11 protein-coding genes are annotated in these 15,751 nt (G+C 73.2%); 8 read left to right on the plus strand and 3 right to left on the minus strand.

Features of this window, described 5'->3' with window-relative positions; all coding sequences use genetic code 11:
• Positions 1–204 precede the first annotated feature (204 nt).
• Complete coding sequence (locus ACZ6EG_RS20235) at positions 205–1,371, minus strand: glycosyltransferase family 39 protein (protein ID WP_391970162.1); 1,167 nt, start codon at positions 1,369–1,371, stop codon at positions 205–207.
• A 261-nt stretch (positions 1,372–1,632) separates the two neighbouring features.
• Between ACZ6EG_RS20235 and ACZ6EG_RS20240 the strand changes: the two genes are divergently transcribed.
• Positions 1,633–3,237 (plus strand): MFS transporter, encoded by a 1,605-nt coding sequence (locus ACZ6EG_RS20240; RefSeq protein WP_391970163.1) that lies wholly within the window; start codon positions 1,633–1,635, stop codon positions 3,235–3,237.
• Positions 3,238–3,338: 101 nt separating this feature from the next.
• Positions 3,339–4,529, plus strand: coding sequence for an acyl-CoA dehydrogenase family protein (locus ACZ6EG_RS20245; RefSeq protein WP_383648540.1), 1,191 nt, complete (start codon positions 3,339–3,341; stop codon positions 4,527–4,529).
• A 40-nt stretch (positions 4,530–4,569) separates the two neighbouring features.
• On the opposite strand, the gene ACZ6EG_RS20250 is transcribed toward ACZ6EG_RS20245, so the two are convergent.
• A complete protein-coding gene (locus tag ACZ6EG_RS20250) occupies positions 4,570–5,007 on the minus strand; it encodes a cell division protein SepF (protein WP_356606114.1) in 438 nt (145 codons plus the stop codon).
• Between the two features lie 289 nt (positions 5,008–5,296).
• Between ACZ6EG_RS20250 and ACZ6EG_RS20255 the strand changes: the two genes are divergently transcribed.
• From ACZ6EG_RS20255 to ACZ6EG_RS20270, 4 genes are all read left to right on the plus strand, one after another.
• On the plus strand, positions 5,297–6,469 hold the full coding sequence (locus ACZ6EG_RS20255) for a DUF5685 family protein (RefSeq protein WP_391970165.1): 1,173 nt from the start codon (positions 5,297–5,299) through the stop codon (positions 6,467–6,469).
• Positions 6,470–6,496: 27 nt separating this feature from the next.
• The gene (locus ACZ6EG_RS20260; RefSeq protein ID WP_391970166.1) at positions 6,497–7,279 is read left to right on the plus strand and encodes a DUF1684 domain-containing protein; all 783 of its coding nucleotides are present in this window, start codon (positions 6,497–6,499) and stop codon (positions 7,277–7,279) included.
• Between the two features lie 213 nt (positions 7,280–7,492).
• Positions 7,493–8,398 carry a S1 family peptidase gene (locus ACZ6EG_RS20265; RefSeq protein WP_391970167.1) on the plus strand — a complete coding sequence of 302 codons (906 nt, stop codon included), beginning with the start codon at positions 7,493–7,495 and terminating at the stop codon, positions 8,396–8,398.
• Between the two features lie 404 nt (positions 8,399–8,802).
• Complete coding sequence (locus tag ACZ6EG_RS20270) at positions 8,803–9,885, plus strand: S1 family peptidase (RefSeq protein WP_469606295.1); 1,083 nt, start codon at positions 8,803–8,805, stop codon at positions 9,883–9,885.
• Between the two features lie 103 nt (positions 9,886–9,988).
• On the opposite strand, the gene ACZ6EG_RS20275 is transcribed toward ACZ6EG_RS20270, so the two are convergent.
• On the minus strand, positions 9,989–11,047 hold the full coding sequence (locus ACZ6EG_RS20275) for an ABC-2 transporter permease (RefSeq protein ID WP_391970169.1): 1,059 nt from the start codon (positions 11,045–11,047) through the stop codon (positions 9,989–9,991).
• A 153-nt stretch (positions 11,048–11,200) separates the two neighbouring features.
• Between ACZ6EG_RS20275 and ACZ6EG_RS20280 the strand changes: the two genes are divergently transcribed.
• Positions 11,201–14,743: a DNA polymerase III subunit alpha gene (locus tag ACZ6EG_RS20280; RefSeq protein ID WP_469606299.1), complete on the plus strand. Its 3,543-nt coding sequence runs from the start codon at positions 11,201–11,203 to the stop codon at positions 14,741–14,743.
• Positions 14,740–15,741: a DNA polymerase Y family protein gene (locus ACZ6EG_RS20285; protein ID WP_391970171.1), complete on the plus strand. Its 1,002-nt coding sequence runs from the start codon at positions 14,740–14,742 to the stop codon at positions 15,739–15,741. Before ACZ6EG_RS20280 ends, ACZ6EG_RS20285 begins: the two co-directional genes overlap by 4 nt.
• Positions 15,742–15,751 lie beyond the last annotated feature (10 nt).

Genomic DNA, 15,751 nt, shown 5'->3' on the forward strand with positions numbered 1-15,751 from the left:
GGCCGAATCAACGGCTTTGTGATGACGATGTGATGTGGGATTGCTCTCAGCGGGCAGTTTATTTTCGAGGAATCCGCAATCCGGGTGTACGGCGGACTTCAATTCCTTTGATCGGTCCGGTCGGCGGTTTTATCGTGCTTATGAATTCGTTAACCGAATGCTGGTACGGAATTCTCCCGGCGGCCATCGGGTGTCCCGGACCGGTCAGGGCGGGCCGGAGCCGTTCAGCCAGAACGCCCCGTAGACCGCCGACGCCACCGCGACGCCCCCCACCACCAGCGCCGACCTGGAGGTTCGCCACCGGGCCAGGGCCAGGGCGAGGGGCAGCAGCAGCGGGAAGGCGGGCAGCAGCAGCCGCGGTTTCGAGCCGAAGTAGCTCGAGGCGCACAGGGCGAGGGCGATCACGATCCCCGCGTACACCAGCAGGGCGGGCGGCTGGCGCTGCCGTACGCACACGACGTACAGCCAGACGAGCAGGGCGACCCCGACGACGAGGCCGACGCCCGCCAGGGCCGACGGGAACGACGTGAACCGCCCGGCGACGAAGCGGGCGAACGCCGCGCCCCCGTCGAAGCCGTTGCGCCAGCCGGCCTGGACCTCGAGGTAACCGAGCGGGCCCCCGCCGGTGCGGTGGCCGACCCACAGCACGTAACCGGCGGCGCCCAGGGGCGCCAGCAGCATCCCCAGCACGCGCCGCGCGCCGTCACCGCGGGCGCGCTCCGGGGCGGCGCCGTCCCGGCCGCGTACGTGGGCCGTGATCGCGGCCACCCACACCGCGGCCGCCACCGCGAGCCCCACCGGGCGGGTCAGCCCGGCCAGCGAGGCCAGCAGTCCCGCCGTCACCCACCGTCCGGTCAGCACCGCGTACAGCGACCAGGCGGCCAGCGCGGTGAAGAGGGACTCGCTGTACGCCATCGACTGCACGACGCCGACCGGCAGCACGGCCCACAGCAGCACCGCGCACACCCCCGCGCGGCGGCCGTACACCCACTCCGCCACGGCGAAGATCCCCCAGGCCGCGGCGAGCGAGGCGAGGAGGCTCACGGCGAAGCCCGCGTCCGCGTACGACAGCGGCGAGACCGCCGCCCCCAGCCGCTCCAGCCAGGGCAGCAGCGGGAAGAAGGCCAGGTTGGAGTGCACGTCGCCGTCTGGCAGGCGCACCTCGTAGCCGTACCCCAGCTCGGCGACCCTGGTGTACCAGAGGGAGTCCCAGCGGGCGGTCAGCAGTGTGTACGCGCTCTTGTCGCGCGCGGCGCTCCACAGGGCGAGGGCGAGCAGGCCCAGGGCGCGTACCGCCGCGTAGCCGAGGAGCGCCGGGGCGGCCCGGCGCAGGGCCCCGCGGCCCGCCGCAGGCGTATCAAGATCGGTCACGGACCCGATTATCGGCCGGGTGCGGGGGCGGTCCGTCCGCCGGGGCGGCCGGGGAGGCGGGCGCAGTGGCGGACGCCACACGTGCGCCGCGGCAGGTGTGAGGCCCGCCACGTGCGCGGTGGACGGTCTCGCGTACTCTGGCCAGTCACTCGCGTTCCGTTGCACGGCCCGGAGGCCCCGCTCCTCTCCGGCCGAGCCGCAGGGGAGTCCCCACCCCCGCGATGCCCGCCGGACGCGAGGGAACATCTTGGAGGTACGTGCATGTCCGGGACGACCACGGCTGCCACCGCGCTGCGCCGTCGGACGGCCGGGGCCGGTGCCAACCGCTGGGTCGTCCTGGTCGTCCTCTGCGTCAGCCTGCTGCTGGTCGCGGTGGACGCGACGGTGCTGCACGTGGCGGTCCCCGCCGTCACCGAGGACCTGCGGCCCGGCGCGATCGAACTGCTCTGGATCGTCGACGTCTACCCCCTCGTCTGCGCCTCGCTGCTGATCCTGTTCGGCACGCTGGGTGACCGGGTGGGCCGCAGACGCATCCTCCTTCTGGGATACGCGCTCTTCGGCGTGGCCTCCGGGCTCGCGGCGCTCGCCGACAACGCCCAGGTCCTGATCCTCGCCCGGGCGCTGCTCGGCGTCGGCGGGGCCATGATCATGCCGGCGACGCTGTCGATCCTGCGGCAGGTCTTCCCCGACCGGCGGGAGCGGGCGCTGGCCATCGGCGTCTGGAGCGCCGTGGCCGCGGTCGGCGCGGCGGTCGGGCCACTGCTCGGCGGGTTCCTGCTGGAGCACTTCTGGTGGGGCTCGGTCTTCCTCGTCAACATCCCGCTGATGCTGGTCAGCCTGCCGGTGGGGCGGCTGCTGCTGCCCGAGTCGAAGGGCGACGGCCGCGGGCCCTGGGACGTGGTCGGCGCGCTGATGGCGGCGGGTGGCCTGTTCGGGGCGGTCCTGGGCGTGAAGCGGCTCGGCGGTGGCGAGCCGGTGGCGAGCGTGCTCACCGTGGTGCCGCTGGTGGTGGGTGCGGCCCTGCTGATCGCGTTCGTCCGGCGTCAGCGGCGGCGCACCCATCCGCTGGTGGACCTCACCCTGTTCCGCCGGCCGGCGTTCAGCACGTCGGTGGGCTGCATCGTGCTGGCGATGCTGGCGCTGGTGGGTCTGGAGCTGATCGCCGCGCAGTACCTGCAGCTCGTGCTCGGGCTCTCCCCGCTGCAGACCGGGCTGCGCCTGGTGCCCCTGACCTTCGCGGCGATGGCGGCGGGGCTGGCGGGCGCCCGGATGCTGCGGCGGTTCGGGCCGCGGCGGATGGTGTGCGCGGGCTTCTGCCTGACGGCCTTCGCGGTGGTGCTGCTCACGGCGATGGGCCGGACCGACAACTGCGCGCTGATGCTGACGGGCTTCGTGCTGCTCGGCTTCGGCCTGGAGACGACGCTGTTCGGGGCGTACGAGTCGATGCTGAGCGAGGCTCCGCAGGCGCAGGCCGGTGGGGCGGCGGCGATCGGGGAGACGTCGTACCAGCTGGGCGCCGGGATCGGGATCGCGCTGCTGGGCACCGTGATGAACGTGGCGTACGCCCCGGGACTGACGGGGGGCGTGTCCGGGGTGCCGGCGTCGGCCTCGGCGGCGGCGGGGCATTCGCTGGGGGAGGCCTACGAGGTCGCGGCGCAGCTCGGCGGGCCCGCGGGGGCGGCGTTGCGGCGGGCCGCCGCCGACGCGTTCGTGCACGGGCTGCACGTGACGCTGGTGGTGAGCGCGGGGCTGCTGTTGCTGGGGGCCGCGATGGCGTTGCGGTTGCCGCGGGTGATGAGCTGCGAGGAGGAGGCGGTCTCCGTGCCGGCGCCCCGGGACGCGGTGGAGTCCCGGGTCTCCGTGTGAACCACGGGTGAGCATGGTGGACGTGCGCGACGCCGCACCGTAACGTCGGGCGGGAGAACCGCGACTAGCAGCGCTAGTTTTCCTGTCCCGGAGGGTGTTCCATGGCCGCGTCCCCCAAGCCGCCCGCGTTCGACCCCGCCGATCCGCTCGGCGTCGACGACCTCCTGGAGCCGGAGGACCTGGCGATCCGCGACACCGTGCGGGAGTGGGCCGCGGACCGGGTGCTGCCGTACGTCGCGGACTGGTACGAGAAGGGCGAGCTGCCCGGCATCCGGGAGCTGGCCCGCGAGCTGGGCGGCATCGGCGCCCTGGGCATGTCGCTGAAGGGGTACGGCTGCGCCGGCGCGAGCGCCGTGCAGTACGGGCTGGCCTGTCTGGAGCTGGAGGCGGCCGACTCCGGCATCCGCTCCCTGGTCTCCGTGCAGGGCTCCCTCGCCATGTACGCCATCCACCGCTTCGGCAGCGAGGAGCAGAAGCGGACGTGGCTGCCGCGGATGGCCGCCGGCGAGGTCATCGGCTGCTTCGGGCTGACCGAGCCCGACCACGGCTCCGACCCCGCCCACATGCGCACCCGCGCCAAGCGGGACGGCGGCGACTGGGTGCTCGACGGACGCAAGATGTGGATCACCAACGGTTCGGTGGCCGGCGTCGCCGTGGTCTGGGCGCAGACGGAGGACGGCATCCGCGGGTTCGTGGTCCCCACCGACAGCCCCGGTTTCTCCGCGCCCGAGATCAAGCACAAGTGGTCGCTGCGGGCCAGCGTCACCAGTGAGCTGGTCCTGGACGGCGTACGGCTGCCCGCCGACGCCGTGCTGCCCGAGGTCACCGGTCTGCGCGGGCCGCTCAGCTGCCTCACGCACGCCCGTTACGGCATCGTCTGGGGTTCGATGGGTGCGGCCCGCAGCTCCTTCGAGGCGGCCGTGGAGTACGCGAAGTCGCGGGAGCAGTTCGGGCGGCCGATCGGCGGCTTCCAGCTGACCCAGGCCAAGCTCGCCGACATGGCGGTCGAACTGCACAAGGGGATCCTGCTCGCCCACCACCTGGGGCGGCGCATGGACGCCGGCCGTCTGCGTCCCGAGCAGGTCAGCTTCGGCAAGCTCAACAACGTACGCGAGGCCATCGACATCTGCCGTACGGCCCGCACGATCCTCGGCGCCAACGGGATCTCCCTCGAATACCCCGTGATGCGGCACGCGACGAACCTGGAATCGGTGCTCACCTACGAGGGCACCGTCGAGATGCACCAGCTGGTGCTGGGCAAGGCGCTCACCGGACTCGACGCCTTCCGGTAGGCGTCCGGGGGGGGGCGGGGCCGTGGTGCGTGGCCCCGCCTCAGCTCTGGTTGAAGAATCCGTCGGAACGGTGCGCGGCGGGCTCGCCGCTGATGACCTGCGTGTCGGCCGGGCTCAGCAGGAAGACGCGGGTGGACACCCGCTCGATGGAGCCGCGCAGGCCGAAGATCAGGCCGGCCGCGAAGTCGACCACCCGCTTGGCGTCGGTGGCCTCCATGGCCGTCAGGTTCATGATGACCGGGACCCCGTCCCGGAACAGTTCGCCGATGGACCGTGCGTCCCGGAAGCTGTCCGGGGTGACGGTCGCGATGCGGCGGCCCTTCTCCTCGGCCACGTCCGAGGCCACCTTCACCCGCGGGTCCGTGACCCAGGCGTCCCCGGGCTCGGTGCCCTCGGTGTAGTCGTCGTCGTAGTAGCGCTCGTCATCGTTGTCGTCGACGAGGCCGAGCCACGCACTCGCCTTGCGTACCGATCCCATGGACGCCTCCTCTCACAGCGGTCTTTCGTGCTTCCGCATCCCTATGGTCATCCATGATGCGGACGTCGCGCCAAGTGGATAGACGCCGCGCGGGGGGTTTGTGACGGTACTGGTGCACAGCGAATCCGTCGAGAGTCCTTGTGTCCCAAGGGCCGTTTCCCAAACGGATGCTGACTGTGAGTGAAATATGATTCTTCCCGGCGGACGGGTGAGGGCGGGTGCGTACGGGTGAACCCGTCGGTCGGTACGATGCCGCAGCTCAACGTCGTACGAGCCACGGGGGAACGTCGTGTTCGGAATAGTCAGGCCTTGTCGGCACCGGCTCGGGGAGAGCCTCACGAGCCAGTGGATGGCGCATTTGTGCGGGTTGTGTCTCGCTCTGCGCAAGGACCACGGGCAGCTCGCGCGCATAGTGACGAACTATGACGGATTGCTCATATCGGTTTTGACGGAGGCTCAGTCCGGTGAAAAGGGGACGGGTGCCGGACGGCGCACCGCCGGGCCCTGTCCGTTGCGCGGGATGCGCACCGCGTCCGTCGCCCACGGTGAGGGGGCCCGGCTCGCCGCGGCCGTCTCCCTGGTGCTGGCCTCGGCCAAGGTGCGCGACCACGTCGCCGACGGGGACGGGATGCTGGCCCGCCGTCCGCTGGCCCGGGCCGCCCGCCGGGTCGCCGCGGGCTGGGACGCCGCCGGTGCCCGAGGGGGCGGCGCCGTCGGTTTCGACACCGCCGTACTGGTCGACGCCGTCGACCGGCAGGGCGGCATCGAGGCGCTCGCCGGGCCCGGCACACCGCTGCTCACCGTCACCGAGCCGACCGAGACCGCGACCGCCGCCGCGTTCGCGCACACCGCCCACCTGGCCGGCCGGCCGCGCAACGCCGAGCCGCTCGCCGAAGCCGGGCGGCTCTTCGGCCGGCTCGCCCACCTGCTCGACGCCGTGGAGGACAGGGAGGCCGACGCCGCGTCGGGTGCCTGGAACCCGCTCACCGCCACCGGGACCCCGCTCACGGAGGCCCGGCGGCTGGCGGACGACGCCGTGCACGGGGTGCGCCTCGCCCTGCGCGAGGCGGAGTTCGACGACGGGCGGCTGGTGCACCGGCTCCTCGTGCACGAGCTGGGCAACTCGGTCGACCGCGCATTCGGCACCGTCTCGTGCGCCCACGGCAGCCATCCGTACGCCCCTCCGGGCTCCCCCGGGGGCCCCGGTGCGCCGATGCCTCCGGAGCCGCCGCGCCGGGACCGTCGAGGGCTGCTCGCGGGGTGCGCGGTGTGGCTGGGGCTGGCGTGTACGTGCCAGATGTGCTGCGGCACGTACCACGACCCGTGGAGCGGGGAGGAGAAGGAGTCGCCCTGTTCCAGCGGCGACTGCGGCAACTGCTGTGAATGCTGCGACTGCTGCGGCAACTGCTGCGGCGACGACGGGTGCGGGTGCGACGGCTGCGACTGCGGCTGCAGCTGCTGACGCGCCCGGCATGGGAGGGTTGTCCGCATGACGACGGACGCATCCGACGAGTGGAAGCAGTGGCACGCGCAGCGCGTCGCGGCGGTGTCGGCGCCCTACGGGCCGCTCGCGCTGACCGGCACGTACTGGCTGGAGGACCATCCGGAGGGGCAACTGCCGGGCGTTCCCGGGAGGTGGACGGCGGACGGCGACGCGGTGCTGCTGCGGGCCGCCGGGACGGACGGGCTCACCGTGGACGGCCGGCCCCTCGACGGGGAGGTGCGGCTCACGGCCGACCCGGGTCCGGCGAACTCCCGCGTGACCCACGGCGAGCGGCACCTGGTCGTCCTGGTGCGCGAGGGCTCCTGGGGCGTGCGTGACTTCGATCCGGCCGCCGGGGCGCGGCGGGCCTTTGGCGGCATCGCGGCCACGCCCCACGATCCGCGCTGGTCGGTACCGGGGCGCTTCACGCCGTACGACACCGGGCGGCGCAGCGTGCGGGTGCCGAACGCGGACGGACGGGAGCGCGGGCTCGGCCTCGGCGGGGAGCTGGCCTTCGCGCTGGAGGGGCGGGACCTCACGCTCCAGGTGAGTGTCGAGGAGGACGGCTCGCTGTGGGCCGTCTTCGCCGACGCCACCAGCGGGAGCACCAGTTACCGCTTCCGGTTCCTGCGACCGGCCGCGCCGGACGACGAAGGCCGTACCACGGTCGACTTCAATCGCGCGCTGCTGCCGCCCTGTGCCTTCGCCGACCACTTCGTCTGCCCCTTCCCCCCGCCGGGGAACACCCTGGAGGTCCGCGTCGAGGCGGGGGAGCGCGAACCGCGCTGAACGCCGCCCTGGGGGGCGGAGGCGGGTGGTTCAAAAGGCGACGGCCGAAAGGCACCCTTGCGCCGACCGGTCGTTCGGCCGAATACTCCAACCTCAGCGCTTGTCAGGAGCACGACGCGTCCGGAACCCGGACGTTCCGGGCCCCTGGCTGCGCCTCACGGGCCCCCAACCCCACAGGAGGGGCCCCCGACTTCCCCCGTGGAGGAACGAAAAGTGAGGAACAAGCGCACCACCCCCCGCAGCGGCATCACGAGACGGACTCGGCTGATCGCCGTCTCCTCCGGCCTCGTGGCCGCGGCCGCGATCGCGATCCCCAGCGCGAACGCGGCACCGACCCCGGCCACCTTCAGTGCCGCCGAGCTCAACAGCGCCAGCAGCGCGGTGCTCAAGGCCGACGTCCCCGGCACCGCCTGGGCCGTCGACAGCAAGAGCGGCCAGGTGCTTCTCACGGTCGACAGCACGGTCTCCCAGGCCGAGATCGCGAAGATCAAGGAGCAGGCCGGCGACAAGGCCGGCGCGCTCACGATCAAGCGCACCCCCGGCACGTTCAACAAGCTCATCCAGGGCGGTGACGCCATCTACGCGAGCAGCTGGCGGTGCTCCCTCGGCTTCAACGTCCGGGCCAGCAACGGGACCGAGTACTTCCTGACCGCCGGTCACTGCACCGACGGCGCGGGCACCTGGTACTCCAACTCCAGCCGCACCTCGGTCATCGGCTCCACGGCCGGCTCCAGCTTCCCGGGCAACGACTACGGTCTCGTCCGGTACTCCGGGTCCGTCAGCCGGCCCGGTACCGCGAACGGCGTGGACATCACCCGTGCGGCCACCCCGAGCGTGGGCACCACGGTCATCCGCGACGGTTCCACCACCGGTACCCACAGCGGCCGGGTCACCGCTCTGAACGCCACCGTCAACTACGGCGGCGGCGACGTCGTCGGCGGGCTGATCCAGACCACGGTCTGCGCCGAGCCCGGTGACTCCGGCGGCGCGCTCTACGGCAGCAACGGCACCGCGTACGGTCTGACCTCCGGCGGCAGCGGCAACTGCTCCTCCGGCGGTACGACGTTCTTCCAGCCGGTCACGGAGGCCCTGAGCGCCTACGGCGTCAGCGTCTACTAGGCCGCTCCACCGGATCGCGACCGGCGGAACCCGAGCCCCCGCACACCGACAGGCGTGCGGGGGCTTTCCGTTGTCCGTGTCCGGTCCCGGGAGTCGCCACCGCGTGTAGACGCACACGCGTGGCTGGGTGCGCAAGGGGCGAATTCCGGACAGGGCGGGATCCGGTCGGCCGGACCTCTGTTACTCGCCCGTAGCGTTTGCTGGTGCGTTCGCCGCACGAATCCTGCTGGAAGGGACATGAAAGGTGAAGGTCCTGTGCCCGCACCGGTGTTGTCGTGCGCACGTCCTGAAGTCGACCTTGTGTGCCCCCTGTGTGTTCGGAAGAGTGAGCGCTCGTCAACCAGCCTTCCGGTTCGCGAGGTCCCCACAACCTCCCGGGCCGACCCCCCACAGGAGGACATGAGTTGAAGCACCGACGCATACCCAGGCGACGGGCCGCCGTGGTAGGTGCGGGCATCACCGCACTGGTCGCCGCGGGAGTCACCTTCCAGAGTGCGAACGCCAGCGAGGCCCCGAAGGCCTCCGCCCCCGAGCCCCTGTCGGTCACGGCGGCCGGAAAGCTCGCCTCGACGCTGCTGGGCGACCTCGGTACCGACGCGGCGGGCACGTACTACGACGCGGAGGCGAAGAGCCTCGTCGTCAACGTGCTCGACGAGACCGCCGCGCGGACCGTCGAGGAGGCCGGCGCCAAGGCCAGAGTCGTCGAGAACTCGCTCGCCGAACTGAAGAGCGCGCGCACCACCCTCGCCGAGGACGCGGCCGTCCCGGGTACCGCCTGGGTGACCGACCCGACCACCAACAAGGTCGTCGTCACCGCCGACCGCACGGTCTCCGAGGCCGAGTGGGCCAAGCTGACCAAGGTGGTCGAGGGGCTCGGCGCCAAGGCGGAGCTCCAGCGGACCAAGGGTGAGTACCGGCCCTTCATCGCGGGCGGCGACGCCATCACCGACGGCAGCGGCCGCTGCTCGCTCGGCTTCAACGTGACCAAGGGCGGGGAGCCGCACTTCCTCACCGCCGGTCACTGCACCGAGGGCATCACCAGCTGGCAGGACTCCTCGGGCAACCAGCTCGGCGACAACGTGACGTCCAGCTTCCCGGACAACGACTACGGTCTGGTCAAGTACTCCGGCGAGGTGGACCACCCGAGCGAGGTCAACCTCTACAACGGCTCCTCGCAGGCCATCTCCGGCGCCGCCGAGGCCACCGTCGGCATGGAGGTGACCCGCAGCGGCTCCACCACCCAGGTGCACTCCGGCAAGGTCACCGGCCTGGACGCCACCGTCAACTACGGCAACGGCGACATCGTCAACGGCCTGATCCAGACCGACGTCTGCGCCGAACCCGGCGACAGCGGCGGTTCGCTCTTCTCGGGCGACAAGGCCGTGGGCCTCACCTCCGGCGGCAGCGGCGACTGCACCTCGGGCGGTGAGACCTTCTTCCAGCCGGTGACGGAGGCCCTGTCGGCCACCGGTACGCAGATCGGCTGAGCGGCACCGCGTCTGAAGCACGGCTGAGGTCCCGTCCCGCGCGCGAGGGGCGGGACTTCGGCGTGTCCGCGGACGGGTCGGCCCGCCCGCGGGCGCGGCGGTCTCAGCCCGTCTGCGTGGGCAGCTCCGCCTCCCGGCGCGCGCGGCGCAGCACGGCCGCCAGCACCGTGAGCACCGTCCCCGCGACCGCCCACACCCACAGCACCAGCAGGGGGACGGTCGTGTCGTTGCCCTTGAAGTAGGCGATCGAGCGGGCCGCCCAGGTGCCGGCGCCCGGCGGGAGCCACGGGCCGATCTCCCTCCAGAACGGCGGCAGCATCGGCAGCGGGAAGGCGCCGCCCGCGCTCGGGTTGCCCGCGATCACCACCAGCAGGATCGCCAGCCCGATACCGACGATCCCGAAGACGCCCTGGAGGGCGAGGGTGGCGGCGCCCACGGCGAAGATGACCAGGGCGCCGAGCCCCCACAGGTCCACCACGCTGCCGGGCAGCGCGCCCAGGACCGGCCCGACGATCACCGCGCCGCCGAGTCCGCCGACGATCGCGACCAGCGCCATCACGATCAGCCGGATCGCCGCGCGGAGCGGGTCGGCCGGGCGGGCGCCGGCGCTGATCGCGAGGATCGAGGCGCACAGGTAGCCGCCGACGCACCAGCCCACGACCAGGTAGAAGGACGACAGTCCGTCGAAGTCCCGGTCCGAGGCGGGGGCCACGTCGACGGTGCGCACCGTGCGGCCCTCGGACCGCTCCACCTGGGCGACGATCCCCTCCAGGGTGGTGGCGAGGACGGTGCCGCCGCCGGAGGCGACCAGCAGCGTGTCGGTGCGGCCGGAGGGGTCGGCGATCAGGGCGCCGTCGATCTCCCGGTTCTCGATCTGCTTCCGGGCGCTCGCCGCGTCGGCCACCGTGCGCGGGTCCAGCGGTGATCCGGGGAGCCGCTCCAGTCCGCTCACCGTCCGCTCGGCCACCGCCGGCGGCGCGACCACCCCGAAGGGCACGTCCTTCGGCTTCGGGTCGTGCAGCGCTCCCACGTAGGACGCGATGAACAGCAGCTGGAGCGCGATCACCCCGAGCACGAGCAGGGTGGCCCGTGGGGTGACGGCGTCCTTCACCTCACCGAGGAAGGAGCCGCTCCGGGTGCCGGTGCCTGGGGTGTGCGACATGTCCCCACGGTCCGGGCCGACGGACGTTTGCGCAGGTGGGGAGGGGCCGAACGGATGTCGCACAAACATTCGAGGATGGAGGTATGGTGGGGGTGAAGTGGTTGGGAACAGACGTTCGATAAGGCGTCGGGTTCAAGGGATCGGGAGGTGCGCGTGCCGGGTTTCACGCATCTGCACACCGTCTCCGGGTTCTCCGCCCGCTACGGCGCCTCCCACCCGGAGCGGCTGGCCGAGCGCGCCTTCGAGCGGGGCATGGACGCCCTCGCCCTCACCGACCGCGACACCCTCGCGGGGACGGTCCGCTTCGCCAAGGCCTGCGCGAAGGCGGGCGTCCGTCCGCTGTTCGGCGCGGAGCTGGCGGTGGCCGCCCCCGAGCCCGAGGCGGACCGCACGGAGACCTCCGTACGCCGGGACCGGCGCCGGACCCCCGTGCGCGGCGGAGCCTTCGTCGACGAGTCGGCCCCGCGGGTGACCTTCCTCGCCCGGGACGGCGCCCGCGGCTGGGCCGACCTGTGCCGGCTGGTGTCCGCCGCCCACACCGCCGAGGGCACCCCGCTGCTGTCCTGGGCCGACAACCACGGGGCCGGCCTGACCGTCCTGCTCGGCCCCTCCTCCGACGTCGGCCGCGCCCTCGCCGCCGGCCGCCCCGACCGCGCGGCGAAGCTTCTCGCCCCCTGGCGCGAGGTCTACGGCGACGCCCTGCGCCTGGAGGCCGTCTGGCACGGCCGTGAAGGGACCGGCCCGGGCTCCCTGCGCCTGGCCGCCCGCACCGTCGGCCTCGCCGCCGAGCAGGGTGTCCGGCCGGTGCTGGCCAACGCCGTCCGGTACGCCGACCCCGGCCAGGGACCGGTCGCCGACGTCCTGGACGCCGCCCGCCGCCTGGTCCCGATCGACGCCACCAGGGAACTGGACTCCGGCGAGGCCTGGCTGAAGGACGCCGACGCCATGCGCCACGCCGCCGAGCGGATCGTCGAGGCCGCGGGCTTCCGGCGCGACACGGCCCACCGCCTGCTGGAGCAGACGCAGACCACGGCCGCCGAGTGCCTGGTCGACCCGGACGACGACCTCGGCATGGGCGCCGTCCACTTCCCCGAGCCGCACCTGGTCGGCGCCGGGCGACGCACCGCCCAGCGGGCGCTGGCCTCCCGGGCGGCGGCGGGCATGGTGCGGCGCGGCTACGACCGGCGCCGGGACCACCGGGAGTACTGGGAGCGGATGCACCACGAGCTGGACATCATCGCCCACCACGGCTTCGCCTCGTACTTCCTCACCGTCGCCCAGGTCGTGGACGACGTACGGCACATGGGCATCCGGGTCGCCGCGCGCGGCTCCGGCGCGGGCTCGCTCGTCAACCACCTCCTCGGCATCGCGCACGCCGACCCGGTCGAGCACGGGCTGCTGATGGAGCGCTTCCTGTCCAAGGAGCGGGTCGTGCTCCCCGACATCGACATCGACGTGGAGTCCGCGCGCCGCCTGGAGGTCTACCGCGCGATCATCGACCGCTTCGGCGCCGAACGGGTCGCCACGGTCGCGATGCCGGAGACGTACCGGGTGCGGCACGCCATCCGCGACGTCGGCGCCGCCCTGTCCATGGACCCGGCGGAGATCGACCGCGTCGCCAAGGCCTTCCCGCACATCCGCGCCCGCGACGCCCGCGCCGCGCTGGAGGAACTGCCCGAGCTGCGGGAGCTGGCGGGGGAGAAGGAGAAGTACGGGAAGCTCTGGGAGCTGGTCGAGGGTCTGGACGCCCTCCCGCGCGGGGTCGCCATGCACCCCTGCGGGGTACTGCTCTCCGACGCCTCCCTGCTCTCCCGGACGCCGGTCATGCCGACCAGCGGCGAGGGCTTCCCCATGGCGCAGTTCGACAAGGACGACGTCGAGGACCTCGGGCTGCTCAAGCTGGACGTGCTCGGGGTGCGGATGCAGTCGGCGATGGCGCACGCGGTGGCCGAGGTGAAGCGGGCCACGGGCGCCGAGGTCGACCTGGACTCGGTGCCGGAGGGCGATCCGGCGACCTACCGGATGATCCGCTCCGCCGAGACGCTGGGCTGCTTCCAGATCGAGTCGCCGGGGCAGCGGGACCTGGTCGGCAGGCTCCAGCCGTCGACCTTCCACGACCTGGTCGTCGACATCTCGCTCTTCCGGCCCGGCCCGGTCGCCGCCGACATGGTGCGGCCCTTCATCGAGGCCCGGCACGGGCGGGCGCCGGTGCGCTACCCGCACGAGGACCTGTCGGAAGCGCTGGCGGGCACCTACGGGGTCGTCGTCTTCCACGAGCAGGTCATCGACATCGTGGCCGTCATGACCGGCTGCGGACGCGGCGAGGCGGACCGGGTGCGGCGCGGGCTGTCCGACCCGGAGTCCCAGGGGCGGATCAAGGTGTGGTTCGCCCAGCACGCGGCGGCGCGCGGGTACGACGCGGAGACGATCGGGCGGACCTGGGAGATCGTCGAGGCCTTCGGGTCGTACGGCTTCTGCAAGGCGCACGCGGTCGCCTTCGCGGTGCCGACGTACCAGTCGGCGTGGTTGAAGGCCCACCATCCGGCCGCCTTCTACGCCGGTCTGCTCACCCACGACCCCGGCATGTACCCCAAGCGGCTGCTGCTGGCGGACGCGCGGCGGCGCGGGGTGCCGATCCTGCCGTTGGACGTCAACACGTCGGGGGTCGCCCACAGGATCGAACTGGTGTCTGAATCAGGTAAGGCGCGCCGGCCGGGGACGTGGGGCCTGCGCCTCGCCCTCCTGGACGTGCACGGCATCAGCGAGGCCGAGGCGGAGCGGATCGCCGAGGGGCAGCCCTACGCCTCCCTGCTCGACTTCTGGGAACGGGCCCGCCCCAGCAGGCCGCTGGCCGGACGGCTCGCCCAGGTCGGCGCGCTGGACGCGTTCGGTGCCAACCGCCGCGACCTGCAACTGCACCTGACCGAGCTGCACCGCGGCGCCCGGGGCGGACGTGGCGACCAGCTCCCGCTGTCCGGCGGGCGCGGGACCGCGTCGGCCGGGCTGCCCGACCTCACCTCGGCGGAGAAGCTCAGCGCCGAGCTGGGCGTGCTGTCCATGGACGCCTCCCGCAACCTGATGGACGACCACCGGACCTTCCTGAACGAGCTGGGCGTGGTGTCGGCCAAGCGGCTGCGCGAGCTTCGGCACGGGGAGACGGTGCTGGTCGCGGGCGCCAAGGCGGCCACGCAGACCCCGCCGGTCCGCTCCGGGCGGCGGGTCATCTTCTCCACTCTCGACGACGGCACCGGCCTGGTCGACCTCGCCTTCTTCGACGACTCGCACGACACCTGCGCGCACACCGTCTTCCACTCCTGGCTGCTGCTGGTGCGCGGGGTGGTGCAGCGGCGCGGCCCGCGCAGTTTCAGCGTGGTCGGCTCCGCCGCCTGGAACCTCGCCGACCTGCTGGAGGTGCGCCGCGAGGAGGGACTCGAGGGCGTCGCGGCCCGGCTGGCCGGAGCGGGCGGGCCCCCGGAGGGCGACCCCGGGGACGGCCCCGCGCGCCGCCGGCTCGCCGGGTCGGACGGGCTGCCCGCGCCGGCCGGGTCCGCGGCCCAGGACGCGATGGAACGGCAGCGGACCATCCGCATGCCCACGGGGTACGAGATGCACCCCTGGGCCGATCTGCGCCCCGCGGGCGAAGGGCCCGCGGTGGGAAGGAAGTTGTGGCACCAGAGTCCGGGGAGTGCGGGATGACCATTCTCTGCGTACGTTTCCAGCTGCCGCCGATGGACGAGGCGTCCCTGCCCCGCCTGCTGGGGCTGTTGGAGGAGTTCACACCGGTCGTCGAGGCGCTGCCGCCGGACGGGGCACTGGCCGATCTGCGGGGCGCCGAGCGGTACTTCGGGCGCGACGCCGTGGAACTGGCCTCGGTGATCCGCGTCCGCGCCCTCGCCCTGTACGGCGTCGACTGCGTGATCGGCGCCGGTCCGGGCCCGATGCTCGCCCGCGTGGCGCTGCGGGACGCCCGGCCGGGGCTGACCCGCGCGGTGCCCGAGGGGCGGGAGCGGGACTTCCTCGCCGGGAAGCCCGTCGCCGCGCTGCCCGGCGTCGGACCCGCGACCGCCCGCACCCTGTGCGAGTACGGCCTCGACACCCTCGGCCGGGTCGCCGCCGCGCCCCTGTCCACGCTCCAGCGGCTGGTCGGCGCGAAGACCGGCCGCGAACTGCACGAGAAGGCGAACGGCGTCGACCGCGGCCGGGTCGTCCCCAACGGGTTCTCCCTCCCCCACTCTCGGCTTCGCTCGAGCGGGGGGACCATCCTGGCCGCCGAACGCCCCTTCACCCGCGACGAACTCGACCCCGGCCGGCACCGCCGCGCCCTGCTCTCGGCCGCCGAGGAGCTGGGCTCCCGGCTGCGGGCGGTGGACAAGGTGTGCCGCACCCTCACCCTCACCGTGCGCTACGCCGACCGCTCCGCGACCGTCCGCAGCCGCACCCTGAAGGAACCGACCGCGCACTCGGCGGCCCTGACGCGGACCGCCTACGGCCTGTACGAGGCGCTCGGCCTCCAGCGCGCCCGGGTCCGCTCGGTCGCCCTGCGCGCCGAGGGCCTGGCCCCCGCTGAGCAAGCCTCCCACCAGCTCACCTTCGATCCCGTGGACGAGAAGGTCCGCCGGATCGAGGAGGTCGCGGACCGCGCGCGGGCGAAGTTCGGGCCGAGGGCGGTGATGCCGGGGTCGCTGGCGGCGTGAGGCCCCCGCG

This window comes from Streptomyces sp. NPDC041968, from assembly GCF_055589025.1.

Excerpts from the sequence above, each read along its gene's own strand:
- ACZ6EG_RS20285 (WP_391970171.1), top strand. The coding sequence starts at position 14,740 with ATGACCATTCTCTGCGTACGTTTCCAGCTGCCGCCGATGGACGAGGCG.
- ACZ6EG_RS20260 (WP_391970166.1), top strand. The coding sequence starts at position 6,497 with ATGACGACGGACGCATCCGACGAGTGGAAGCAGTGGCACGCGCAGCGC.
- ACZ6EG_RS20240 (WP_391970163.1), top strand. The coding sequence starts at position 1,633 with ATGTCCGGGACGACCACGGCTGCCACCGCGCTGCGCCGTCGGACGGCC.
- ACZ6EG_RS20275 (WP_391970169.1), bottom strand. The coding sequence starts at position 11,047 with ATGTCGCACACCCCAGGCACCGGCACCCGGAGCGGCTCCTTCCTCGGT.
- ACZ6EG_RS20250 (WP_356606114.1), bottom strand. The coding sequence starts at position 5,007 with ATGGGATCGGTACGCAAGGCGAGTGCGTGGCTCGGCCTCGTCGACGAC.
- ACZ6EG_RS20245 (WP_383648540.1), top strand. The coding sequence starts at position 3,339 with ATGGCCGCGTCCCCCAAGCCGCCCGCGTTCGACCCCGCCGATCCGCTC.